19 protein-coding genes and 1 pseudogene are annotated in these 21,726 nt (G+C 60.1%); 5 read left to right on the plus strand and 15 right to left on the minus strand.

The annotated features are described in order from the left end of the window. Position 1: 1 nt before the first annotated feature. The 9 genes from N8E88_RS02755 to N8E88_RS02795 all read right to left on the minus strand — a co-directional run bounded on the left by N8E88_RS02755 (position 2) and on the right by N8E88_RS02795 (position 8,773). Complete coding sequence (locus N8E88_RS02755; protein WP_262291001.1) at positions 2-1,726, minus strand: phosphoenolpyruvate hydrolase family protein; 1,725 nt, start codon at positions 1,724-1,726, stop codon at positions 2-4. A gap of 135 nt (positions 1,727-1,861) precedes the next feature. Next, positions 1,862-2,977, minus strand: coding sequence for an ABC transporter ATP-binding protein (locus N8E88_RS02760; RefSeq protein ID WP_262291002.1), 1,116 nt, complete (start codon positions 2,975-2,977; stop codon positions 1,862-1,864). A gap of 28 nt (positions 2,978-3,005) precedes the next feature. Continuing rightward, positions 3,006-3,806 carry an HAD-IIA family hydrolase gene (locus tag N8E88_RS02765; protein ID WP_262291003.1) on the minus strand — a complete coding sequence of 267 codons (801 nt, stop codon included), beginning with the start codon at positions 3,804-3,806 and terminating at the stop codon, positions 3,006-3,008. Beyond that, positions 3,799-4,569, minus strand: coding sequence for an SDR family NAD(P)-dependent oxidoreductase (locus N8E88_RS02770; RefSeq protein WP_262291004.1), 771 nt, complete (start codon positions 4,567-4,569; stop codon positions 3,799-3,801). Before N8E88_RS02770 ends, N8E88_RS02765 begins: the two co-directional genes overlap by 8 nt. Next, a complete protein-coding gene (locus N8E88_RS02775; RefSeq protein ID WP_262291005.1) occupies positions 4,569-4,868 on the minus strand; it encodes a PfkB family carbohydrate kinase in 300 nt (99 codons plus the stop codon). Before N8E88_RS02775 ends, N8E88_RS02770 begins: the two co-directional genes overlap by 1 nt. Next, positions 4,847-5,506, minus strand: a complete 660-nt coding sequence (locus tag N8E88_RS02780) for a PfkB family carbohydrate kinase (RefSeq protein ID WP_262291006.1) — start codon at positions 5,504-5,506, stop codon at positions 4,847-4,849. Before N8E88_RS02780 ends, N8E88_RS02775 begins: the two co-directional genes overlap by 22 nt. Beyond that, positions 5,503-6,363, minus strand: a complete 861-nt coding sequence (locus N8E88_RS02785) for a carbohydrate ABC transporter permease (RefSeq protein WP_262291007.1) — start codon at positions 6,361-6,363, stop codon at positions 5,503-5,505. Before N8E88_RS02785 ends, N8E88_RS02780 begins: the two co-directional genes overlap by 4 nt. A gap of 11 nt (positions 6,364-6,374) precedes the next feature. After that, positions 6,375-7,331, minus strand: a complete 957-nt coding sequence (locus N8E88_RS02790; protein ID WP_262291008.1) for a carbohydrate ABC transporter permease — start codon at positions 7,329-7,331, stop codon at positions 6,375-6,377. 62 nt (positions 7,332-7,393) lie between these two features. Then, complete coding sequence (locus N8E88_RS02795; RefSeq protein WP_262291009.1) at positions 7,394-8,773, minus strand: ABC transporter substrate-binding protein; 1,380 nt, start codon at positions 8,771-8,773, stop codon at positions 7,394-7,396. A gap of 690 nt (positions 8,774-9,463) precedes the next feature. Between N8E88_RS02795 and N8E88_RS02800 the strand changes: the two genes are divergently transcribed. After that, entirely contained in the window at positions 9,464-9,733 is a 270-nt protein-coding gene (locus tag N8E88_RS02800; protein WP_262291010.1) for a WGR domain-containing protein, read from the plus strand. Positions 9,734-9,839: 106 nt separating this feature from the next. On the opposite strand, the gene N8E88_RS02805 is transcribed toward N8E88_RS02800, so the two are convergent. Together N8E88_RS02805 and N8E88_RS02810 are read right to left on the minus strand one after the other, a co-directional pair. Beyond that, positions 9,840-9,989 carry a hypothetical protein gene (locus N8E88_RS02805; protein ID WP_262291011.1) on the minus strand — a complete coding sequence of 50 codons (150 nt, stop codon included), beginning with the start codon at positions 9,987-9,989 and terminating at the stop codon, positions 9,840-9,842. 338 nt (positions 9,990-10,327) lie between these two features. Further along, positions 10,328-10,960: a plasmid pRiA4b ORF-3 family protein gene (locus tag N8E88_RS02810; protein ID WP_262291064.1), complete on the minus strand. Its 633-nt coding sequence runs from the start codon at positions 10,958-10,960 to the stop codon at positions 10,328-10,330. 406 nt (positions 10,961-11,366) lie between these two features. On the opposite strand from N8E88_RS02810, the gene N8E88_RS02815 reads away from it, so the two are divergent. From N8E88_RS02815 to N8E88_RS31455, 3 genes are all read left to right on the plus strand, one after another. Then, positions 11,367-12,149, plus strand: coding sequence for a type IV toxin-antitoxin system AbiEi family antitoxin domain-containing protein (locus N8E88_RS02815; RefSeq protein ID WP_262291065.1), 783 nt, complete (start codon positions 11,367-11,369; stop codon positions 12,147-12,149). Between the two features lie 85 nt (positions 12,150-12,234). Further along, on the plus strand, positions 12,235-12,597 hold the full coding sequence (locus N8E88_RS31450) for a nucleotidyl transferase AbiEii/AbiGii toxin family protein (protein WP_315975200.1): 363 nt from the start codon (positions 12,235-12,237) through the stop codon (positions 12,595-12,597). Further along, positions 12,594-13,010, plus strand: coding sequence for a hypothetical protein (locus N8E88_RS31455; RefSeq protein WP_315975196.1), 417 nt, complete (start codon positions 12,594-12,596; stop codon positions 13,008-13,010). The genes N8E88_RS31450 and N8E88_RS31455 overlap by 4 nt, the downstream gene beginning before the upstream one ends. A gap of 150 nt (positions 13,011-13,160) precedes the next feature. Here the strand turns inward: N8E88_RS31455 and N8E88_RS02825 are convergent. The 4 genes and pseudogenes from N8E88_RS02825 to N8E88_RS02840 all read right to left on the minus strand — a co-directional run bounded on the left by N8E88_RS02825 (position 13,161) and on the right by N8E88_RS02840 (position 20,234). Next, positions 13,161-13,417: pseudogene (locus N8E88_RS02825) on the minus strand (type II toxin-antitoxin system prevent-host-death family antitoxin). Positions 13,418-13,480: 63 nt separating this feature from the next. Continuing rightward, a complete protein-coding gene (locus N8E88_RS02830) occupies positions 13,481-14,422 on the minus strand; it encodes a DUF2493 domain-containing protein (RefSeq protein WP_262291012.1) in 942 nt (313 codons plus the stop codon). Positions 14,423-14,745: 323 nt separating this feature from the next. After that, positions 14,746-15,792 (minus strand): DUF7146 domain-containing protein, encoded by a 1,047-nt coding sequence (locus tag N8E88_RS02835; RefSeq protein ID WP_262291013.1) that lies wholly within the window; start codon positions 15,790-15,792, stop codon positions 14,746-14,748. Positions 15,793-15,806: 14 nt separating this feature from the next. Beyond that, positions 15,807-20,234, minus strand: coding sequence for a bifunctional class I SAM-dependent methyltransferase/DEAD/DEAH box helicase (locus N8E88_RS02840; RefSeq protein ID WP_262291066.1), 4,428 nt, complete (start codon positions 20,232-20,234; stop codon positions 15,807-15,809). Positions 20,235-20,514: 280 nt separating this feature from the next. Between N8E88_RS02840 and N8E88_RS02845 the strand changes: the two genes are divergently transcribed. After that, positions 20,515-21,711: a DUF1173 domain-containing protein gene (locus tag N8E88_RS02845; RefSeq protein WP_262291014.1), complete on the plus strand. Its 1,197-nt coding sequence runs from the start codon at positions 20,515-20,517 to the stop codon at positions 21,709-21,711. The last annotated feature ends 15 nt before the right edge of the window (positions 21,712-21,726 follow it).

The following is a 21,726-nucleotide window of genomic DNA, read 5'->3' on the forward strand; positions in this document are numbered from 1 at the left end:
TTCACTCCAGTATTCGAAGCTTCTTGATCTTATTGAACAAAGTTTTTCTCGACATACCCAGATAAGCTGCCGTTTTTCCTCTATGGAGCTTGTTGCGGCGGAGAGCTTCGATGATCAGGTCTCTTTCCGATAAGCCCTTCGCAGGTCTCACGGGCCTGTCGTCGCCAAGCAATGGTGCAAGACGCCCTGCGTCGATGGCCGTTTCGACAGGTAGTGCCGCAAGTCGCTCGACGACATGCCGTAGGTCCCGGATGTTTCCGGGCCAATGGTGCGCCGCGAGCGCTTGGAAGGCCGAATTCTCGATATGAAGCGCCGCATTCGAGGTGGCGTCGCCCCGAGCCTCTGCCGTGAAATGGGTGATCAGCAGAGGCAGGTCCTCGAGGCGATCTCGCAGGGGCGGAAGACCGATCTCATAGCCGGAGAAGGCCGCGGCCAGCGTTGGCGTCAGCTCCGAAGCCGTGTTGGCCGTCGCAATTATCTTGGTTGTCGAGTGTCTTTGTTCGGTGCCGTCGACAGACGAGAACAAGCCGGACTCCATGTAGTCTGCCAGCTTTTCCTGGGCAGAGGACGAAAGACCGTCGACGTGTAAAAGGATCACAGACGATTCACTCGCACTCTCGAGAATCGCAATGCGGCGCCTGACGTCGGTCTGCGTGCCAAAGAGCGCCGCCGAGGTGACTGCGGGTGGTTGGCGACAGGGTAGAACGGTGGGTTTGCGATGCTTGCGAGAGCCCAGGGCGTGCACGAGGCTTGCCAGCCGACGTTTCCCTGTCCCGCTCTCTCCGACGATCAGAACGGGGTTCGCTCCCACCGCCATTTGCCTGGCCCTCTCGAGGACAACGTTCATCGAGGCGGACTGCGCGACGATGCCGTGATGATAGCCGCTGAGGCGAAGCTGGCGCTCCAGGATTTCAACCCTCTCACGTAGAACGTGGACTGTCTTGAATCCCGAGGTGATTTCCAGAACGGACATCTCAAGCGGGACGCGGTCCAGCGAAGACCCACCGATGAACCCCTGTGTTCCCGTCTCCTTGCAGACGTCCATCAGTTCGTCCGGTCTTGTAATAGGACCGCCACCAAGGAGACAGACGACATTCTTGTCGATCGAATGCACGGTGCGCGCGATTGTCTGGCAGCGCGCGGCCAGTTCGGTCAGCCCTATGTTCGAGCCTTCGGCGAAGTCGGCGGCGTTGAGATTGAAATTCATGCATATCGCCTGGATGCCTGCTTCGACCATCCGACGTGCTTCAGATTGCGTCCGGGTGTAGGCGATGGTCATGAGCCCGCGATCCGCCGCCTTCGTGAGAAAGGAGATTTCACGGTCGTACCCCAGCCCCACGTCATCCATGATAGCGCGCCTGCGGTCATCGAGATGAATGACGGATGGGAAGTTGGTGACGCCGGAGACGCCCCATCTGGCAAGCCGATCCAGAAGAAGCTCCGGATCGGTGGAAGGAGAGAACATGCAGACGCCAAAAAAAACGGGCAGCTTCGTGCTCTTGAGGATTTCCGTTCGTCCGAAGCTCGCAACGAAAGCGTTGTTGTCTCGTATGGGAAGGATCGAGGCGGGAGAAGAACCGCCCATCGCCCTGAATCGACCTGCGTTGAGGGCAATAACGAAATCAGCGCCCGCCCTCTCTGCCGCGCGGGCCGTCATGCCGGAGCCTATCGCAGCTCCGAGCATGAACGACCGTGGATTTGACAGAAAGCGCCGTATGCCCGTCATTTTAGCGCGCCCAGCACCGCAATGCCGGCCGGATGTCCATGTGCTGGTTGCTCCGATCGGCTCGCATTCTTGGTCACAATAGCCCGCTCTCCACCCCGTCGCAGTCCCGAAGAGTGGAACATTGACGGAGTGAATTCAACTCCAATTGGTGGGTGCCTGTAGTCTAGCGAGTGCACTTCCATCCTTGGTGAAGACATGACAGTCGCTCGTGGAAACGGCCAGAGAGATCTGTTGCCCCTGCTCGAAACGCGTGTCACCGACGGGAGCAAGCGCCGTGATGGGCTCTCCAGACGAAGTCCCGTAAAGGTACGTCGTCGCGCCCAAATGCTCGATATAGTCCAGATCTACGTCTATGATCAGCTCTTCGGGCCGACCGGTCGGCGTGATGAAGTCGTCAGGTCGGACGCCAAGCGTTACCTCGTCGCCGGTCCGAACGGTCTCCCCGCGTACCGGCACGAACGTCGGAGCCCGGTCGCCCACCTTGAGACGGATGCTGTCGCGCGCAACGTCGGTAAGCTTCCCGTTCAAGAAGTTCATCCGCGGCGAGCCGATGAACCCTGCCACGAACTGCGACGCTGGATTATGATATAGATCGTGTGGCGTTCCGACCTGCTCGACGTTCCCGTTCTTCAGGACGACGATCTTGTCGGCCATAGTCATCGCCTCGACCTGGTCGTGGGTGACATAGATCATCGTGTTACCGAGTTGCCTGTGGAGCTTGGCGATCTGAACCCGCATCTGAACTCTCAACTCGGTGTCCAGATTCGACAGCGGCTCGTCGAACAGGAATACCTGCGGCTCGCGGACGATCGCCCGTCCGATCGCTACTCTTTGGCGTTGGCCTCCCGAGAGCTGCTTTGGCTTTCTATCCAGCAGATGATTGATCTGCAGAAGGGTCGCGGCGTCCTCGACCTTTTGCGCGATCTGAGCCCTGCCAAGTTTCGCCATGCGCAGCGGGAACGCAAGGTTCTCTCGAACCGTCATATGCGGGTACAACGCATAGCTCTGGAATACCATGCCCAGATTGCGATCTGCCGCGTCGAGCTGGTTCACCACCTTGTTGTCGATCAGCAGTTTCCCTCCCGTGATCTTCTCCAGGCCGCCGATCATTCGGAGCAAGGTGGATTTGCCGGACCCGGAAGGTCCGACAAACACCACGAATTCCCCATGTTTGATGTCCAGGTTGACATCCTTCAAGATTTCCAAAGCACCATAGACTTTCCGGATGCTCTCCAAGCGAACTTCAGCCATCGTTTCCTCCCGATAATTCCTGTTTTATTTACACGGTATGCGCCGACAGTAGCTCGCGCAGGCTTGATACCGTGACATCCGGCTTGTGCAGGGTCGGGTCCTGGACAGGCGGGACACCGGTGGTCACAAGGATGGAGCGGAGCCCGGCCCGTTTCCCGGCTTGTATGTCGGTAGGGATCTGGTCGCCGATCATGATCGTCGACCCGCGATCGGTCCCGAGCCTTGCCAGCGCGGTCACGATCATGTGCACCTCAGGTTTTCCTACGATGACGGGCGTTACCCTTGTCGCCGCGGCGATGGCTGTGAGGATCGCACCATTTCCCGGCTCGAAGCCAGTTGCGGTTGGGAGCAGCAGATCCGGGTTGGTTCCGATCAACAGCGCCCCCTTTAGTACCGCATCCACGGCCACCGTCATCTTCTGATGAGTAATCTCGCGATCAAGGCCGACCACCACAACCTTCGGCGAGTGCTCCGTGAGTTCGAGATCCGCATCCTTGATGGCGTCCTTGAGAGACGAAGCGCCGATGACATAGACGGGCGTATGAGCGGGGTAATCATTGCGGATCAGAATAGCCGCTGTTGCAGCGGAAGTGACAACGTTGTCCGTTGTGATCAACAAGCCGAAGCCCTTCAGCTTCTGGACAATGTCATCCGCCGAATGAGTGGAGTTATTGGTGACGAAGCAGAACGGCACGCCTTCTCTCTGCCAGACCTTGAAGGTTTCGATGGCGTCGGGGATCGGAGCCTTGCCGCGATAGACGACGCCGTCGAGATCCGACACGACACCTTTGATGTCGGAAATGGCACCAGGCACTGGAGTATCAGCCATTCATCAACATCCCGCCGTTCACGTGGATTACCTGCCCTGTGATGTAATCGGCAGCGGGCGTTGCAAGAAACACAGCCAGCCCTGCAATATCTTCCGGGGTTCCGACGCGACCCATCGGAATGCGGCCAGCGTGACGTGCTTCGGTCTCTTCACGTGGCCGGCCGTGCATCGGAGTGTCGATGATGCCCGGAGCGATCGCATTGACGTTGATCTTCCGAGGCGCGCATTCGTAGGCGAGCAGTTTGGTAATGTCATGCACCACGGCCTTCGAGAGGCAGTAATCCGCCCCGCCCGCCTGATAGTTGAACACCGCGCCTTGCGAGGAAAGAGAAGATCCGATGTTTATGATACGGCCGCCGGACTGTTGAGGAAACTTGGATACGGCCACTTTGGAGCAGGACAGGACCGCACTTGTATTGATCTCCATTGTGCGGTCGATCTTACCTTTGTCCCCTTGAAGGAGGCTCTCTCCTGACTTGATACCAGCGTTGTTCACGAGCACGTCTATTGAGCCAAATTTGTCGATCGCGGCGTCAAGTGCGGCCGAAATCGCTTCTTCGCTCGTTACATCGACCTGCAAAGTCAGGAGCCGGTCGCTCGACGTGCCGCTCAAAGATGCGTTGAGATGGTCGATGTTGGCATCGGTTGCGACCACGTTGGCGCCGCTTGCCAGAAAGGCTTGAACGATCGCGCCGCCGATACCGCCGCCCGCGCCTGTCACAAGCACGGTCTTGCCATCGATGGAAAAGCCCAGAACTGTCATTAGATTTCCTTTAGCATGTTATGATTCAAGAATTCTGCCACTGTCTCCGCGGTCGGCATGGATGACTGAGCGCCACGACGGCTGACGCACAGGGCTGCGATCGCCATCGCTTGTCTGACCGCTTCGCGAACCGGCAGTCCCTTGGCCAGCGCCGAAGCAAAGCCGCCGTTAAATGCGTCGCCGGCAGCCGTCGTATCAATGGCGACAACCGGAAAGGCCGGCACGACGAAGGATTCCTTGCCGTCTGCGTAGAGCGCTCCTCGTGAGCCGAGCGTGATCAGCGCGGCGCGAGGCCCCATCCCCAGGAGCGCATCCGCAGCCGCGCGGGCGGCGCCAAGTCGGTAAGTTCTATCCCGGTAAGCTCGAAAGCTTCCGTCTCGTTCGGAGTTATGAAATCAACCTGCTTCCAGGCGAAGGAAGAGAGGCCTGGACGAACCGGGGCCGGATTGAAGACGAGCTGGAAGCCCTTCTTGTCGCGAAGTGCGAATAGCTCTTCCAGAGCGCTGACCGGCAATCCCATTTCGGCAATGACGATCGAATTTTCTTCGATAAGCTCACCGGCATCGCGGATCATCGGTCCAGTGATCTCGGCATTGGCTCCGGGCGCGATCACTATCATGTTCCCTCCGTCGTCATCGACGATGACGGCGGCCGATCCGGACATTTCACCGGGTGCAACGAGTACCGCTTCGGTATTCACACCTGCGGAAGCAAGCGCATCCAGCAGCATGTGACCGGCGGCGTCGTCCCCCAACCTGGTGAAGAATTTGGGCCTCATTCCCAGTCGGGCGGCGGCAACCGCCTGGTTTGCCCCCTTCCCGCCGGCATGCCGAGCCGGCGTTCCAGCAACCGTTTCTCCGGGCGTCGGCAGCCTCTCGACATTGAAACAAAAATCCAGGTTCGTCGTGCCAAAGAAAAAGAGCGGACGATGACTCATTTGACAGCTCCGAAAGTCAGGCCACGCTCGAGATGCCGCTGGCCGAATACGATCAGAATGACCGGCACGATCATCGTCACGACCAAGCCGGCCGCCATGACGGGGTAGAACTGAACGCCGGGATTGAGCAGCTTGAGGAGAGCGACCGTTACCGGTGCTCGTGTTGAGCTCAACATGAGGCCGAGCGCAAAATTGTGCCATGCAAGCAGGAAGACAAGAAGCGATGCTCCGATGAGACCGGGTTTCAAGAGCGGCAGAACGATGTGGAAGAAGATGCGCACGGGTTTCGCCCCATCGATCGCGGCGGCTTCCTCGATGTCGCGCGGGATGTCTTCGATGTAGGAACGGCTAAGCCAGACGATCATCGGAAGCGTGATGACCTGATATACCCAGATCATGCCGGTGTAAGTGTCGTAGAGGCCAATTGACTGGAAGATGCCGAACAGCGGAATGACAACCAGCAATGCTGGTGCGAAGCGGAAGCCCAGAATGAAGAACGCGATGTCTTCTTTTTTGGGAATGTCGCGGCGCGCCAACACATACCCTGCAGGAACGCCGACGACTAGGGAGACAAGCACGGACCCCAAGGCAATGATGACGCTGTTGATCACAGGACTAATAAAGTCGACCTTGATCGTGCCGTAGTTTGTGCTGCCAGCCTGCGCCACGTCGAAGAGAACGCGAAAGTTCTCGAGCGTAGGCGTAAAGTAGAAGGTCGGCGGCCACGCCATGACGTCGGCCTGTTGCTTCAATGACATCATCACGATCCATGCGAGCGGGAAAACAAGGACCAGCGCACAGAGAAGGACGAGAATGTTCAGTAAGAACGAAAGGAGGGGTGAACGGGTAAATTGCATTGAACGATCTCCTAGCCCACACGCTTACGGGCAGCTTGCCAGAGCTTCACAGTCAGCATCGACGTTCCGAGGACTATCAGCCAGTTGACGACCATCATCGCGGCGCCGCGGCCGAACGTCAGATTCTGGAAAGCGGTAACATAGGCCTGGACGGACAGAGCGGATGTGCTGTTGCCTGGGCCGCCTTGGGTGGTGCCGAAGATGATGTCGAACTGGTTCAAGGATTCGATGAGCCTGAAAAGGACGGCTATCAACAGGTACGGGACGACGAGCGGAAGCTCGATCCTGGTAAAAGTTGCCCACCCCTTTGCACCGTTGATGCGGGCAGCCTCCCTGATATCGTCTGTTATGCCCTGGAGGCCGGCAAAGAGGATGAGTGTGAAGAAAGGCGTATAGGTCCACACGTCAATCAGGATGACGGAAAGCAGCGCGGAATTTGGATTGGCAATCCAGCCCATAGGTGGGATTCCCACAAGCGAGAGCAGATAGTTCAAGATGCCGCTCTGCGGGTCCATCATGGTCGTCCACATCAGAGCTACGCTCATCGGCGGCAGGACGAGGGGCAGAAGTATCACCGGCTTCAGGATTCGGGCGAGAAGGACTTCCGTTGCAAAGAGCTTTGCGATCGCGAAGCCCAGGACCGCTTCGATGGCAACAGCACTGAATGCGTACGTCACGGTGACGCGGACGTTGTTCCAGAAGTCGGGGTTTTTTAGCAGATATGCGTAGTTTGCGAACCAGACGAACTTGACAGTTGCTCGACCGAGCTTGAGATCGGTGAGCGACTGATAGACGCCGTAGAAGAAGAGGAACAGGAAGCCAAGAAGTATAAGGACCGCCGGCGCTATCGCCAGTGCGCTGCCCCAATCGAACTTTCTTGCCTCCTCGTCAGTGATCGAAGATCTGTGAATTGCTGTTACGGCCGGCGCCGCATTGGCTGACATCGCCCTTGAAACACGCAGGCTCATAGGTTTTCTCCATATCCATGCAATCGAGAGAGGGCGGCGCAGGGGCCGCCCACCGCGCGCGACTAGAGACCCGAACGGATTTCTTCGGCGAGATCGTGGAGAGTCGATTCGACGTCTGCTCCGCTCACCATCTTCTGCATGGCGACAGCCCAGGCGTTCATCGCTTCGCTAAATCCAACTCTTGGCGTGAAAGCGAGCTTGGCTCGATCCTGCGTCGACTTGAAGCTTTCGACGAAGTTGTTGAATTCCGGCTTGGAGGCGTATTCCACCCAGCTCTTGTCGGCCCATGTGGATTGCCGTGGAGAATTGACCAGCTTTCCTGCAACGGCGCCGGCTAGGTCGACCTTCTTCGACGTCGCCCATTGGATGAACATCCAAGCGGCACCCTTTTGGTTCGATGCCGAATTCATTGCGAGTGACCAGATCCAGATATTGGATTCGAAGATCTTCGCGTCGGGTGCGCGAGGGGGCGGTGCGAAGGCAATCTTACCGGATGCCGGCTGACCCGCGACGTCGTTCCAGAAGCCGAACATGTTCGAGTCGATCGCCATGGCGGTGCGTCCGGACGAAATGCCGTCGACAACCTGGTACCAGTTGTCGTTCGCGAACGACGGCGCCGCACACTTCTTGATCATTTCCACATAGTCTTTGTGGAATTGAATGGACTCCGGCGAGTCCAGCCCCGAGTCTAGCTTCCCGTCCTTTACCACGAAGTCTTGGACGCCATACGACTTGGCGATCGATACCGCCGCGGTGTGGATGCTGCTCCAGAAGCGGACGCCTCGCACGCCAAGCGGTGTTATCTTGGGATCTGCAGCCTTGAGCGCGTCGCATGCCTTGCCCATTTCCTGAGGCGTCGTTGGCACGGGAACCTTATACTTGTCGAGAATGTCCTTCCGATAGAAGAGCTGAATGTTCTCGAAGGCGTGGGGGATGGCCCAGACCTTCCCATTGTCGTCGGGTTCGATCTGGCCGTCGGTCAGGTTCCAAGTCAGTGCGCTTGTAAGCGCCGGGAAAAAATCTTTGTAGTCATAGTCGGAAGACGTGAGCTTTGGGTCTTCGAGATACTTGTTCAACGGTTCCAGCGTTTCGCCGAGATCCCATGCCGGCTGGATACCGGTTCCTATGACGTCCCAGGCCGGCGACTTCGTCGTGAGCTGGATAGTGAGCTTGCTCCAGTATGAATCATCCGGGTAAAGCTCCGGCTTGACCTTGATCCCTGTGAGCTTTTCGAACTCGGGTAGTTGTGCCGCGACCGCATCCGCATACGGATGGATATCGTAGGCCCAGGTAATCGTCGTACCTTCATACTGACGCCAATTTATATCATCGGCATGCGCACTCGACCCAAGCACAAGCGAGGTCGAGAGGACCGCACCGGCTAGCAGCAACTGGACGCGAATTTTGGATCGGCAACGCAACGCCGCCAATGGCTTAAACATAGAATCCTCCCAAGTTTGCACTGTTCGGCGTATCCTCAACGGCGAACATGGACCGGACGGTATCACGCTCGAAAACAGGCGTGCGGTGCTTCCGCGCGGTATTGGGTAATTTTGGGTAGCATTCTGATTTGAAGTGTTGCTCCTGAGGAGGCGACAGTGACCAAACGTGATGTCTGCGCTGCTTACTAAACTTAGCATTCAGCAATTGAGATGCTCGCAGATGCTTCATGTCTTTTTACAAAACTGCTTCGCTCCATCCCTTTAGCACGTTCGACTGACCTATCGGCAGGGCATAGGTAGGCGGATAGCTTCGATAGCCGCTTCGCCAGCTTGTCATCGACAGGCAGAAAAAAGGGCCGACGGAAGACCGCGGCCCATAAGGTGTGAAGGGTAATTTAACCTCCAGAGGGGAACAGCTGGTGCGGTGGCACTGGGAGGAGAAACCACCATGTGCATCAGCTGTGTGCAGAATGCCTGTTTTTTGACCAAAAGCAACTCATTGTTGTGCAATGCAGCCATGCGCCTGCTGCAGCGCACCTTCCGGCGACCGGTTTTTGCCGCTGCTACCAGGTTTGCGGTGTCATGCGAACCAACGGGTGCTTGCAATATATCAACGTCGTGAATCGGTCGGCGGTAAACGATTCAAAACTCTCGTTGGACAGTTTTGCTCATGCCAGCGATATTTGCCGCATGGCACTTTATCCATTCAAACTCTACTGCCAGCGTGTCGATGCCAGTCGCAACCTGGCACGCTATTACATGTTGTCGATCGAAACGACATTGTTCGGTGAGGCCGCGGTTGTGCGCGCATGGGGCCGGATCGGCAGTCGAGGCGGCGAAAAGCGCGATGTCTTTTCGACGGAGCGAGACGCCGCGTCACACTTTCTGGAATTGGTGCGACGGAAACGCCAGAGAGGCTATACCCCGGTCGGAACTTGTGGAAATTCCATGAACGCCTGAGAACACGGCTGATGCACGCGGTTACATCAGCCGGTTTTCGGTCAATGGTCTTCTGAGCTGAGGAAGGAACGACCATGACCACACGTTGGTCGCCGATCCCTCGGACTTATGGGCCGTCCGACACCTCGTCCTCGACCGGTTCAAACCCGACCTTTTCCAAAACGCGCTGCGTGGACTGTTTGGCGCGGGTGAAAGCGGCTCGGGCCTTGAGTAAGGGTTCCGCCAACGCACCGAAACGTTTGTTGATGCGATCCATCTCGCGCTCGACGTCAGCAACGGCAACCTCGTCGGCTTCCGGCCCTTGTCGAATGAGATCATGCCACCCCGGTTAGCAGCCTCGCGAAGCGTCTCAAGTCGCTCGAACTCCGCTTCAAACCAAAGATAGGGACCTTTCGCCCTCTCATAAGCGCGCAGCGCCTGGCGAGCCCGGATGCGGGTGACAAGGCCAGGACGATTTTGAATGCTGAACTGCAGGCCTTGGAAAGTAATGAGCTCAGACATATTTGGAGATAACCTTTGATCTAATCGACCTCTTTGAGCGGACAATGCCCGAGTGGTGTCGTCAGACGAAGAGAGCACCGCTCGCTTTGTCCGTCAGTTTTCCGATTTGTTGCGCTGTGATGAGGGCTTCGGCTGATGGAGGCGCCGGCGGACATTTGAACGCAACGCGTTGCGAACGTCCTTGTCGACGATCGTAAGGTCGAACCAGTCCGGATCGAAATACCCGCCGCACCATCGTTTCGTTTCCGCATATTCGGGATCGGACTTGTCCGACATGATTTCCAGGAAACGCTCATAACCGGACACGCCGCCGACATCCTCAGGCGGCCTTGCCCGCGCACCCTCGATGCAGGCGCCATGTTTCGGGGCGGTATTCAGCGCCACGAACTCTTCAACCGAGACCGTATGGCGCCAGTTGTCGCCGAAGTCATAGATATAGGTGAACGTTGCGCGCCGCTCGAAATCGCAAAGCCGCACCTCCCGGGAATCAAAGACGCGAGGATCGTCGTCGAAAGCATCCTCCGTCAGCAGCGCCACGTCGCCATAGCGTAGCCCGCCGATCCGAAACTCGTGCAAATGATAGTTCCACCAATTGAAGGCCGCCTGGATGGCAAGATGCAATTGTTCGAGATTCCAATGCGACGGCAAGACGAGACGACGCCAGATGGCTGGCTCGATCTCGTCGAGCGAAACGCGAATCTGAAGGGCATTGAGGGCTTTGAACATGCCGCAAATGAACAAGACGAGCCGTGAAGCGTCAAGTCGCAGCATCTGTTTGTACGTTGGAAAACGCATCGTGATTATTTGCGTTTCGTCCCGGTCAAAAATCCGCCTTAAGTGTTGTGGCGCAGACGGACATGAGGTTTGAGCACCGCGACGATAGAGGCACCTTCTCAATCACTACGCTGGAATTCCGGTTCTCCTGGTTTTAAATTCATGAACTTGCGGCGATCATCGCCGTATTTTTCTATTTTGATAAACTCCATGCGTGTGGTATTTGTATTGACCTAGAGTTTGCGGCGATCATCGCCGCAACTGGAGCTTATGCTAAACGATGCCCCTTGATGCCGACAGACGATATCGCCTTCTAGACCTGCTCCCAGAGGGAATGCCGGTCAGCAAGTCGTGGCTCATGCGTCAGGATCCGTCCATGGACCGACATGCCGTAGACAATCTCCTGAAGGGGCGTCAGCTCGAACCGATAGCGCATGGCGTCTATTTGCGGCCGAGCACGCGGATGAACTGGGAGAGCGCGGTTGCCTCCCTGCAGAATATGTTCCGCCTGGATTTGACACCAGGTGGATTGACCGCGCTCGAACAGCAGGGTTTCGCGCACTATCTCCCAATCTCACACAGGCGCCAGGTGCACCTGTTCGGCAAGGACCCTCTTCCAAAATGGCTCATAACCGGCCTCCCAGATGTGGAGTTTGTCCGCCACCTTCCTCTCCCAGGTCTGGGTGCGACCGGTCTTGTCAATTTCGAATACGAAACGCAGGAGCGGATCCTTTCCAGGCCGAACATCCCCGGGCAGCGAAAAAGCGCCTGGCCATTTACCCTGTCCTCGCCGGAGCGAGCGTATCTCGAAGTCCTTCAGGATGTCCCGGAGACGATATCTTTCAAACATGCCGAGCAGCTTCTGCAGGGTATGACGACGCTCTCGCCGCGCGTGATGGAGAGGCTTTTACGAAAGTGTACCCAGGTCAAAGTGAGGCGACTCTTCTATTGGATGGCGGAGCGCCATTCCTACACGTGGCTCAAGAAACTGCCTCCGGCCGAAACACTCGATGAGCTCGGGCTTGGTAGCGGAAACAGGATGCTGATCAAGGGCGGCAGGCTCGACGCAAAGTACATGATAACCGTTCCGGAGGATATGTGGACACCGCCAGCCCCTATTACAGACAAGTCAGGCTCCTGACACGCATTCTGCCTCTCGTTGCTCCCCGAAGGGCGGCACGGCCATCAATCTCTTCGTTCGAGACCTACCGCGGCTCTCTGTCGACATCGACCTCGTCTACCTGCCGATGGACGATCGCGAGACAGCGCTGAAGAACATCACAGCTGCACTTGGCCGCATTGCCGATACGATCCAAAAAGCAATGTCAGACGTCGACATCATCCGGTCATTCCAGGATCGCGCCGACGCGCTCAGGCTCTTCGTCATGCAGGCTGGTGATCGCATCAAGATCGAGCTGTCGCCCGTCCTTCGCGGATCGGCTTTCCCGGAAGAGCTGCGGGAGTTTTCGCCCAGCGTTGAAGAGAGATTCGGCTACGTCGAGATGCCGTTGCTCTCGTTTCCTGACCCTATGCCGGCAAAATCTGCGCCGCTCTCGATCGCCAGCATCCATGCGATCTTTTCGACGTGAAGCTCCTACTCCAGACCGAGGGACTAACGCCCGATCTCGTGAAGACGTTCGTCGTGTACTTGATCAGCCATAATCGCACGATGGGGGAGCTGCTGCGCCCTGTGCGGAAGGACATTGCCGGCCTCTACAAAGGTGAGTTTCTGCAAATGGCTCAGGAAGAGGTCAGCCTCGACGAGCTTCTGGGCGTGCGGGAGCGATTGGTCGTCGAGATCAACAAGGCATTGACCGACAATCAGAAGCGATTTCTGATATCCTTCAAATCCCGGAACCCTGACTGGTCGCTGCTTGGCGTCGATGGAGCGGACAAGCTGCCGGCCGTCCGCTGGAAATTGCAGAACTTGGAGCGCATGCCAGAAGACAAGTACAAAGTCGCGCTGGAAACGTTGCAGGCGATCCTGAATGCGCTCGAATAACTCAATCGGAAACCTACACGGCGCCTCGATCACCCCGAGGAAGCTGGGTCGCGACCGCCAGAAGTGCAGATGGCTCAGGCCGCCTTTTGCGCCACCGGCCGCACGCCATTGCCGCACCCGGGATAGGTAATCACCCGACCAGGCAAGAACTTACGGCTCATCGTCATACCCCTTGCCGCGCGCCAGCCGATCAATCTCCGCGGCGAAGAGTTCCTTATGTTCCTCCGGCATATCGGAAACGCGATGGGCGCCGCGAGGATCGCCTCCGGCACGCATCCGCTGGCAATACTCACAGCTCTCAGTACGAAGCAGGGTTTCCTGTGCCTGGTGAGGACAATGGGTTCGCGGGCAGCAGCGTCGATAACGTCGCCAACCTTGTTGAGATCGCCTGTCGTAAATTGCCGCATTGCCGTGCTCCTTCATAGATTGCCATACCATCCGGATTCTCCCGATCTGCAGGAAAACGGCGCTCACGCGCCGTCCGGAGCAACCTGCCAGACCGGTATGCCGAGGCGCCGGGCCTTGTCGGCGAGATTGTCCGTGATTCCGGAACCTGGGAAGATGATGACGCCCGCCGGCATGACCGAGAGCATCTCGTCATTGCGGCGGAAGGGGGCCGCCTTGGCGTGCTTCGCCCAGTTCGGCTTGAAGGTGATCTGCGTGACCTTGCGGGCTTCGGCCCAGCAAGCGGCGACGCGCTCGGCCCCTTTCGGAGAACCACCGTGCAACAAGATCATGTCGGGATGCTTGGCGTGGGCCTGGTCGAGCTTTGCGCAGATCCGTTGATGATCGTTGTAGTCCGTGCCGCCGGAAAAGGCGATCTTGGTGCCGGCCGGGATCAGCACCTCGGTCTCGGCGCGGCGGCGGGCCGAGAGAAAGTCTTTCGAGTCGATCATCGCCGCCGTCATGTTGGCGTGGCTGACCTTGGAGCCGGTGCGCGGACGCCAGGCCGATCCGGTCTGCGCCTCGAAGAGATCGCCAGCGTAGTCGCGCATGAATTCGAAGGCATTGCGGCGTTCCAGGAGCGTGATGCCCTCGGCGATATGGCGCTCGAGCTCGACGCTTTTCACCTCCGACCCGTCCTGCTCGCTCTGCCCACTGCGCTGGGCATCCTCGTTGCGCTGAAGCTCGCGCTGGATGCGCTCACCGGCACGATGGAAGAGGTTGACCGACGACCAGAGCAGGTCTTCGAGATCCGGCTCGAGCCGGGTGTCGCCGAGCATTTCGACGAGGGCGCCGAAGATCGCGGTCAGTGCCCCCTGGACGACCGGCTCTTCGGGAAGCGGCCGCGGATCGGGCTCATCTGCGAAGGGACGATGACCGTAGAGCTGCATCTCGTAGATGACGCGGTCGGTCGGGGAGGAAGCGTGGTGGGGCTCATAGCCGTCGTCGAGGGGAAGGGCAAGGTTCATGGTGGTCTCCGTTGGTTTGGGCCGCGCCTCTCGCGGCCTGACGGCGAACCCCTTTCACGTGGAGACGGGCCGGAACCGCGGCGCCCCGCGCCGCGGCCCAGCGGAGCGCCGGGCGGCGGAAGAAGGGTTTCTTGCCCCGCGAGGAATGACGGGCCGATTATCGGCCCGTCAGGGGAAGAAACCTGACTGACCCGCTGAAGGCCATGCGCCCGCGTGATAAGGGTCGCCTCTCGACAGGCCCGCAGGCGCGCCGACCGGGCGGGCACCTCAAAGCCCGCTTCTCCGCATGACGGATACCCCGCCGCCCTTCACGGGCCCGATCATCACGGAGGCAGAAACGCTTTCGCGTCTTCGGGCGCGAGCTGGTCACGCAAGTTTCGGGTGAGCCGGTCCGGTCCGAGCCGCCGCAGATCCTCGTTGAAGTCGCCGAGTTCGGGTGCGATCACCAGGGGCAGGACGCCGCGCCTCTGGGCCCGCCGGCTCAGGCCTTCGATACCGTGCCGGCCGGCGGTATCGGCGTCGGCGGCGATGTAGAGGCGCCGACAACCCTCGGGCAGACGGAAAGCGGCGAGGTGATTGGCGGTGAGTGCGGCAACCATCGGCATGGCGGGCATCACATGCGACAGCGAAAGCATCGTTTCGAGACCTTCACCCGCTGCCGTCACCGGGATCGGAGCACCGGCTGGAAAGCGGAATCGCACGGCATTGCCGAGAAGACCGCCGAGCGCGCGGCGCGGCGCTTCGACCGGCGCCTTGCCGACACCGCCTTCACCCGAATGACCGAGATAGGTGCGGTGGACGCCTGTGACGCAGCCGTCTGCGTCGGTCACCGCCGCGATTAGTGCAGGGAAAGTCGACGTCCCGCCGGTCGCGAGATCGCGGTAGTAGCACGAGGGATGAAACCCGAGGGCCGCATGGGTCGCTGCCCGCAAAATGCCGCGCTGCCGCAGATAGGCGTCGCCAAGCGTGCCGGCGAGCGGACGCGTCATCCGGAACAGGCGTTGCGCCCGCTCCGAAGGCGGTCTTGCGATCGGCGCATCCGCACGGCCATCGCCTTCTCGGGAGCATTGTGGATCGGGTTGCGGAAGGCTCAGAAAGTGCCGGGCCTCGCCGGCGACGTCACGGAAGTCGATCAGGCCGCAACTCTCGCGCACAAGATCGAGCAGATCACCGAACTGAGCCGTTGCTGCGTCAGCCCACCGGCCGGCGCGCGGGCCAGTCAGATGCACGTAGAGCGAACGGCCCTTGTTGTTGGCGACGTCCCCGACGATCCAGTATTTGCCGGCGCGGCGGCCGGCGGAGAGATAATGGCGGCAGACCGCCTCGGCATTTTGCGCGAGGCGGTCGGACAGTTCGGAAGCGGTCAACATCTGCACCGCCCCCATCACGTCCGGCTCACAACGTCGATCAGCCGATGGCGCTGCATCAGGCGGCTGAGGATCGCCGACCCCTCCTCGCTCGTCGGCACGAACATCCGCATCTTCCAGGCGATCATCTCCGAGAAGAGGCCGATCGACGTCAACCAGCCGCGCATACCGTCGGTAAAGCCGGTGAGCTCGACACGGTAGTTGTTCATCACCCGGACGCGTCTGAGCGTCATGTCGCTGGCAAGACCGATGATCGACGATCCATCGACAAGCGAGGCCCAGGCCGCTTCCGGCGTGACGAGCGTATTATTGGCAATACCAAGGGCCTGGCAAAGCCGGCCCATCTCCTCCGGCTGAACAACGCGGCCGACGATCCGCTCGCCGTCATCGGTCTGAAGCCGATAGACGCGGCAATAGTCCTGCGGCAGCAGACGCCAGATCGGCAGCAGGAGACCGCTGACAATGTTAAGCGTCGACTGCGAAAATTCGGGCGTGGCGGAAACGTCGGCCTCCCATGCCGCGGCGAAGGCACGCTCATCGGCTTCCTCCCAGCTCGTCTCCTCAAGCTGCCGCAGTTCGAAACGCAGCTCATCCATTGGCCGGATCAGCGACACGCGCGGCTCAACAGAGCCGTCGTCGAGCATGATCGAGCGGGTGGGTATCATGACCGCCGGACGGCCCGACCGGCCGTTGATCATCAGCCGGGCACGCGGGTCCTGCCTGACGAGGGCCTGGGCGTCGCAAAGCTGCATCGGTCGGTTGCGGCTCTTCTGTTCGATCGTCAGGAGATGCGACCGGGCGCTGGTGACCGGGTGGGTGTAGACCAACCGCCGGTCAGTGATCGACATGCTATCGGCAGCGATCGTCTCCAGTCCCTTATCGTAGATGCCGGCGGCAATCGCGCCTTCGATGCGCGCGCCCATGAGCTGCTCGAACGCCTCGAACAACCGGTTTTGCATGTCGATGGTGAGCGCCAGCATCCGGTTGAGGAAAGTCTGGATCGGCGGCAGCTCGTCCTTCAGGCCGCCCTCTTCCGAGGTCAGCGACAGGCCGGTGATCGCCTCAAAAGTCGACAGCGAGCATCCCGCGATTTGGCCGAGATGGAGCAGGTTGTAGAACTGTCTCAGCGCGTCGCGGGCATATTGGGATTCGAGATTGTCCTCGGCCCGGAACATGCCCTGCCCGCCGGTCTGGCGCTGCCCGCGGGTGATGGCGCCGAGCGTGTCGAGACGTCGCGCGATCGTCGACAAAAATCGACGCTCCGCCTTGACGTTGGTCGTCACCGGGCGAAAGAGCGGCGGTTGTTTCTGGTTGGTGCGGTGGCTACGCCCGAGACCTTGGATCGCCACATCGGCGCGCCAGCCGGCTTCCAGGAGATAGTGAACGCGAAGGCGCTGGTTTTTTGCGGCAAGATCCGCATGGTAGGAGCGTCCCGTCCCGCCGGCATCGGAAAACACCAGGATGGCTTTGTCGTCATCCATGAAAGCGCGGGTCTCATCGAGATTGGCCGCACCCGGCCGGTTCTCGACAGAAAAGCGCGCGATGCTGGAAGCCTCGTCGCGCCGCACGATACGGCGGGCGCGGCCAGTAATCTCGGCGACACGATCCGTCCCGAAATGCTGGACGATCTGATCAAGCGCGGTCGGGACCGCGGCAAGGCTGCCGAGCTGTTCGACGAGCGCATCACGGGCGGCCACGGCTTGCCCGCACGTCACTGGTCGTCCATCGGCGTCAAAAACGAGGCGAGAGCTCACATTGCCGTCGGCATCGGAGAATTCCTCGAAGAGCTGCGTCGGGAAGGAATGCATCAGGTAGTCGAGCACATATTCGCGCGGCGTGACGTCGACCTGGATATCACGCCATTCCTCGGTCGGGATCTCTGCGAGCCGGCGCTCGGTCAGGGCCTCGCCGGTCGAGACGATCTGGATGATCGCCGCATGCCCCTCATCGAGATCCTTGCTGATCGATCGAAGCAAGGTCGGCGTCTTCATCGATGTGAGCAGATGATTGAAGAAGCGCTGCTTGGAACTTTCGAAGGCAGAACGGGCCGCCGCCTTGGCGTTTTTGTTCAACGTGCCGCTCTTGCCCGTTATGCCGGCCGCCTCCATCGCCGCCTCCAGGTGCTTGTGGATCACCTGGAAGGCTTTCGCATAGGAATCGTAGATACCAACTTGCTCCTCGGTGAGCTCATGTTCAACGATTTCGTATTCGACACCGTCGAAGGAGAGTGATCGCGCGGTGTAGAGCCCCATTGCCTTGAGGTCGCGGGCGAGCACTTCCATGGCCGCGACACCGCCGTCCTCTATCGCTGCGACGAATTCCGATCGTGTCGCAAACGGAAAATCTGCGCTGCCCCAAAGGCCAAGGCGTTCGGCATAGGCAAGCGCCTCGACCTCCGTCGCACCGGTCGCCGAGACATAGACGATGCGCGCGTCGGGAAGAGCGCGCTGGAGCCTCAGACCCGCCCTGCCCTGCTGCGAGGCGGCCTTGGCGCCGCGTTCGGACTTGCCGCCGGCGGCGTTTGCCATCGCATGCCCCTCGTCGAAGGCGATGACGCCGTCGAAGCTCTTCGTGCTCCCTGTCGCGGCGGCGCGGCTTCCCGCGTCCTCGCTCAACCAGTCGACAATCTGCTGGACGCGGGAGCGTTTGCCTTCCCGCTCGTCACTGCGCAAGGTGGCGAAAGTTGTGAAGAGAATACCGTCCTGGAGACGGATCGGCGTTCCCTGCCGAAACCGCGACAGCGGCGTGACGAGCAGTTTCTCCTGGCCGAGCGCCGCCCAATCACGCTGGGCGTCTTCCAGGAGCTTGTCGGACTTCGAGATCCAGACGTGCCGGCGGCGACCCTTCAGCCAATTGTCCAGAATGATCCCGGCGACCTGCCGGCCCTTGCCGACGCCGGTGCCATCGCCGAGAAACCAGCCACGGCGGAAGCGCACAGCGCCGTCGGTGCCTTCATTGGCGGCGCTCAAATTGTCAAAGGATTGATCCGCCGTCCACCAGCCGGCGAGATGACCGGAATGGGCTTCGCCGGCATAGATCACACTTTCGAGCTGGGCGTCGGAAAGAATACCATCGTCGATGAGGCGCTCCGGCAGATGAGGCCGATAAGACGGTTTTGGCGGTGCGACGGATGCCATCGCGGTGGATTCGACCAGCGTGTCCGGATGCGGTTTGGCGCCGGGAATATGCACCGACTGCAGACGGTAGGGTTCATAGATGCCCACAGACGCATGCCTGCTATCGGGCGCGATGTCATCGCGCGTCTCGTAGACGAGTTCGACGATCGGATCCGGTTTGCCGCACGCCGCCTGAAGGGTCGATCGCCCGGCATTCGCTGCATTCGCTGCCGGGCGCCCGGCTGCCATGGATGCGATCGCCTTGCCGGCGTGGCGCGGCGTGTTCGAGGGGCCGCCGATGAGTTTCGGCGCTGCAGAAGGCGAGCGGGGCGGAAGATCTCCGACCCAGGAAAGCAGGGTCTCGACGTCTGGCGTGGTTGCCTGCGCGGTCACGCAGCGTCCGGGATCGGCGGCGGGCATCTTGTCGATGACCGTCAGGCGGGTTTCGGTCGTCGTGCCATGCCGGGCATAGGCCTTGCCGTCGATTGCCGCCGTCAACAGGATCGTGCCCTGCGCCTGCAGGCGGATGAAGGCATCACGCCATGCCGGATTGTCGGGCGAGAGGCTGGCAGCGGTGATGGCAACAAGCCGGCCACCGGGAGCAAGCCGTGCGAAGGCGGAAGCAAGATGCCGCCAGGCGGCGTCGGCGACCCGGCCTTCTCGATGCAGGCTTGCTGAAAAGGGCGGGTTCATCAGCACGACGGTCGGCCGGATCGAAGGATCGAGATAATCGTCGATATGGGCAGCATCATGCGGTGAAACCGTCGCCCCGGAGAAGAGCGTCTCGAGCAGGGATCGCCGGACCGCGGCATATTCATTGAGTACCAGTCGTGCGCCGGCAATTTCGCCGAAGATCGCGAGCAGGCCGGTCCCGGCGGAGGGTTCGAGAACGATGTCCGCCGCCGTCATGCCGGCGGCGCGTGCTGCGGCATAGCCGAGCGGCAGCGGCGTGGAAAGCTGCTGCAGCGCCTGGCTCTCCTCGGAGCGGCGGGTATGGGTCGGCACCAGCTGCGCCACTTTTTCCAGGATCGAAAGGACAGAGCGCGGCGACGCGGCACGGGCTTCCAGCGCCGCACCGAACTTGTTGAGAAACAGAACCTGTGCCACCTCGGTCGCCTCATAGGCGTCTTTCCACGCCCAGACGCCTTGGGCATCGCTGCCGCCGAAGGTGGAGGTGAGGACGTCACGAAGATCGGCGCTCATGATCTGCTGGCCGCGTTCGAGGAATGGCAGCAACGTGGTGGCGGCCTGATGGATGTGTGCTGCGCGGGTTGCGGGATCTGGACGATCGACAGGAGCAGCCGCGACAGGGCAAGAAATCACGTTCATGGGAAGACCCTTGGCGAGAGCGAGGTAAAGGCTGGCCCGCTGGGCGCTCTCCAAACCCCGCCAGGCCAACCCTTTCCGGCCCCTCTCTTCCTCTCCCGCAACCAACAGCACTCGCCCGAACGCCCGTGCACCTGCCGTATCAGTGGACATCACCGCGCTTCCAAAGAGCAACTCCAAGATTTTACTATTGCTTTTGCGCTAGTATGACCGCAGCAACCTGTGCTACATCCTCACTCCGGTTTGGACGGTGGTCTCGACGACAAAAAATCATGGAAGCGATGTGCGGCACTATCTGATTGGCGAACAGGCGTGGGATGAAAGCGCACCCGAATTCCAGGGTTGCCTTGAACGGGCTTATGCACAGAAGCTTCGCCCACTATGCCAATGCAAGAACCCACCGGTCCCGATGTATATCGCGCGGCTGGACGGGCAATATCTCGTCAAGCGGATGCCGCTCACCGGCGGGGCGCACGATGGCGCCTGCCCCTCCTACGAGCCGCCCTACGAGCTGTCGGGTCTGGGCCCCTTGATCGGAAACGCGATCCAGATCGACGCGGCGTCCGGCTCGTCGGTGCTGAAGCTCGACTTCTCATTGTCGAAGCGCGGCGCTCGCGCAAGTGCGGCTGAGGCTTCGCAGGCCTCGGAGAGCGTTCGCAATGAGGCAAAGAAACTGTCGCTGCGCGCCGTGTTGCATTATCTTTGGGATACCGGCGAGTTGACCGAATGGATGTCGCTGTGGACAGGCAAGCGCGGCTGGGGGCGCGTCCGGGCAAGCCTCATCGATGCTGCAGGCCAAATGAATGTTCGCGGCGAGCCGCTCAGCAACATCCTGTTCGTGCCGGAGGCCTTCCATCAGGAAGACAAGGAAGGGATTGCCGCCCGCCGTGCAGCGGCGCTGGCCGGTGCCCAGGCGTCTGGGCCAGGTCCGCGCAAGCTGATGGTGGCGGTTGCGGAAGTGAAGGAATTTGCCGCTGCGCGAGACGGGCAGAAAATCCTCGTGCGCCACCTCCCCTTCCCCTTCATGATCGAGGCAAACGCCTGGAGACGGCTGAGCGCCAAATATGAAACTGAGCTTGAACTTTGGGGTACCGGCGATGCGTTGCATTTGATCATGATCGCGACATTTGGAATTTCCGACGCGGGCATAGCCAGCGTCGAGGAAATTGCGCTGATGGTGGTCAATGAGAACTGGATCCCGTTCGAAAGTGTCCACGAGCAACGGCTTTTGGAGAAACTGGCAAGCTGGCGGCGCAAGAGCGTCAAAGGCCTGCGTTTCAACCTGTCGCGGGACCAACCGGTCGTGTCGGTGACCCTTGCGGCCGAACGGCCAGGTCCGGTCGCGATGTACATCGTGCCGGCCGGCGCCGGCGAAGACTACGAGGCAGCGCTTGCGGAGCTGATCAAGACGCGCCCGGAAATGACACCGTGGATCTGGCGCATCGCCGAAGGCGATATGCCGAAATTGCCATGGCCGTGAACGCTGCCATGCCAA

The sequence above is a fragment of the Phyllobacterium zundukense genome (assembly GCF_025452195.1).
GTDB classification, from domain to species: Bacteria; Pseudomonadota; Alphaproteobacteria; order Rhizobiales; family Rhizobiaceae; genus Phyllobacterium; species Phyllobacterium zundukense_A.

Bases quoted from the DNA above. Each gene is read 5' to 3' on its own strand.
- N8E88_RS02835 (WP_262291013.1), bottom strand. From the start codon at position 15,792: ATGTTGACCGCTTCCGAACTGTCCGACCGCCTCGCGCAAAATGCCGAG.
- N8E88_RS02780 (WP_262291006.1), bottom strand. From the start codon at position 5,506: ATGAGTCATCGTCCGCTCTTTTTCTTTGGCACGACGAACCTGGATTTT.
- N8E88_RS02755 (WP_262291001.1), bottom strand. From the start codon at position 1,726: ATGACGGGCATACGGCGCTTTCTGTCAAATCCACGGTCGTTCATGCTC.
- N8E88_RS02800 (WP_262291010.1), top strand. From the start codon at position 9,464: ATGGCACTTTATCCATTCAAACTCTACTGCCAGCGTGTCGATGCCAGT.
- N8E88_RS02760 (WP_262291002.1), bottom strand. From the start codon at position 2,977: ATGGCTGAAGTTCGCTTGGAGAGCATCCGGAAAGTCTATGGTGCTTTG.
- N8E88_RS02765 (WP_262291003.1), bottom strand. From the start codon at position 3,806: ATGGCTGATACTCCAGTGCCTGGTGCCATTTCCGACATCAAAGGTGTC.
- N8E88_RS02815 (WP_262291065.1), top strand. From the start codon at position 11,367: ATGCGTCAGGATCCGTCCATGGACCGACATGCCGTAGACAATCTCCTG.
- N8E88_RS02770 (WP_262291004.1), bottom strand. From the start codon at position 4,569: ATGACAGTTCTGGGCTTTTCCATCGATGGCAAGACCGTGCTTGTGACA.
- N8E88_RS02840 (WP_262291066.1), bottom strand. From the start codon at position 20,234: ATGAACGTGATTTCTTGCCCTGTCGCGGCTGCTCCTGTCGATCGTCCA.
- N8E88_RS02785 (WP_262291007.1), bottom strand. From the start codon at position 6,363: ATGCAATTTACCCGTTCACCCCTCCTTTCGTTCTTACTGAACATTCTC.
- N8E88_RS02805 (WP_262291011.1), bottom strand. From the start codon at position 9,989: ATGGATCGCATCAACAAACGTTTCGGTGCGTTGGCGGAACCCTTACTC.
- N8E88_RS02830 (WP_262291012.1), bottom strand. From the start codon at position 14,422: ATGAACCTTGCCCTTCCCCTCGACGACGGCTATGAGCCCCACCACGCT.
- N8E88_RS02810 (WP_262291064.1), bottom strand. From the start codon at position 10,960: ATGTTCAAAGCCCTCAATGCCCTTCAGATTCGCGTTTCGCTCGACGAG.
- N8E88_RS02775 (WP_262291005.1), bottom strand. From the start codon at position 4,868: ATGGGGCCTCGCGCCGCGCTGATCACGCTCGGCTCACGAGGAGCGCTC.
- N8E88_RS02795 (WP_262291009.1), bottom strand. From the start codon at position 8,773: ATGTTTAAGCCATTGGCGGCGTTGCGTTGCCGATCCAAAATTCGCGTC.
- N8E88_RS02790 (WP_262291008.1), bottom strand. From the start codon at position 7,331: ATGAGCCTGCGTGTTTCAAGGGCGATGTCAGCCAATGCGGCGCCGGCC.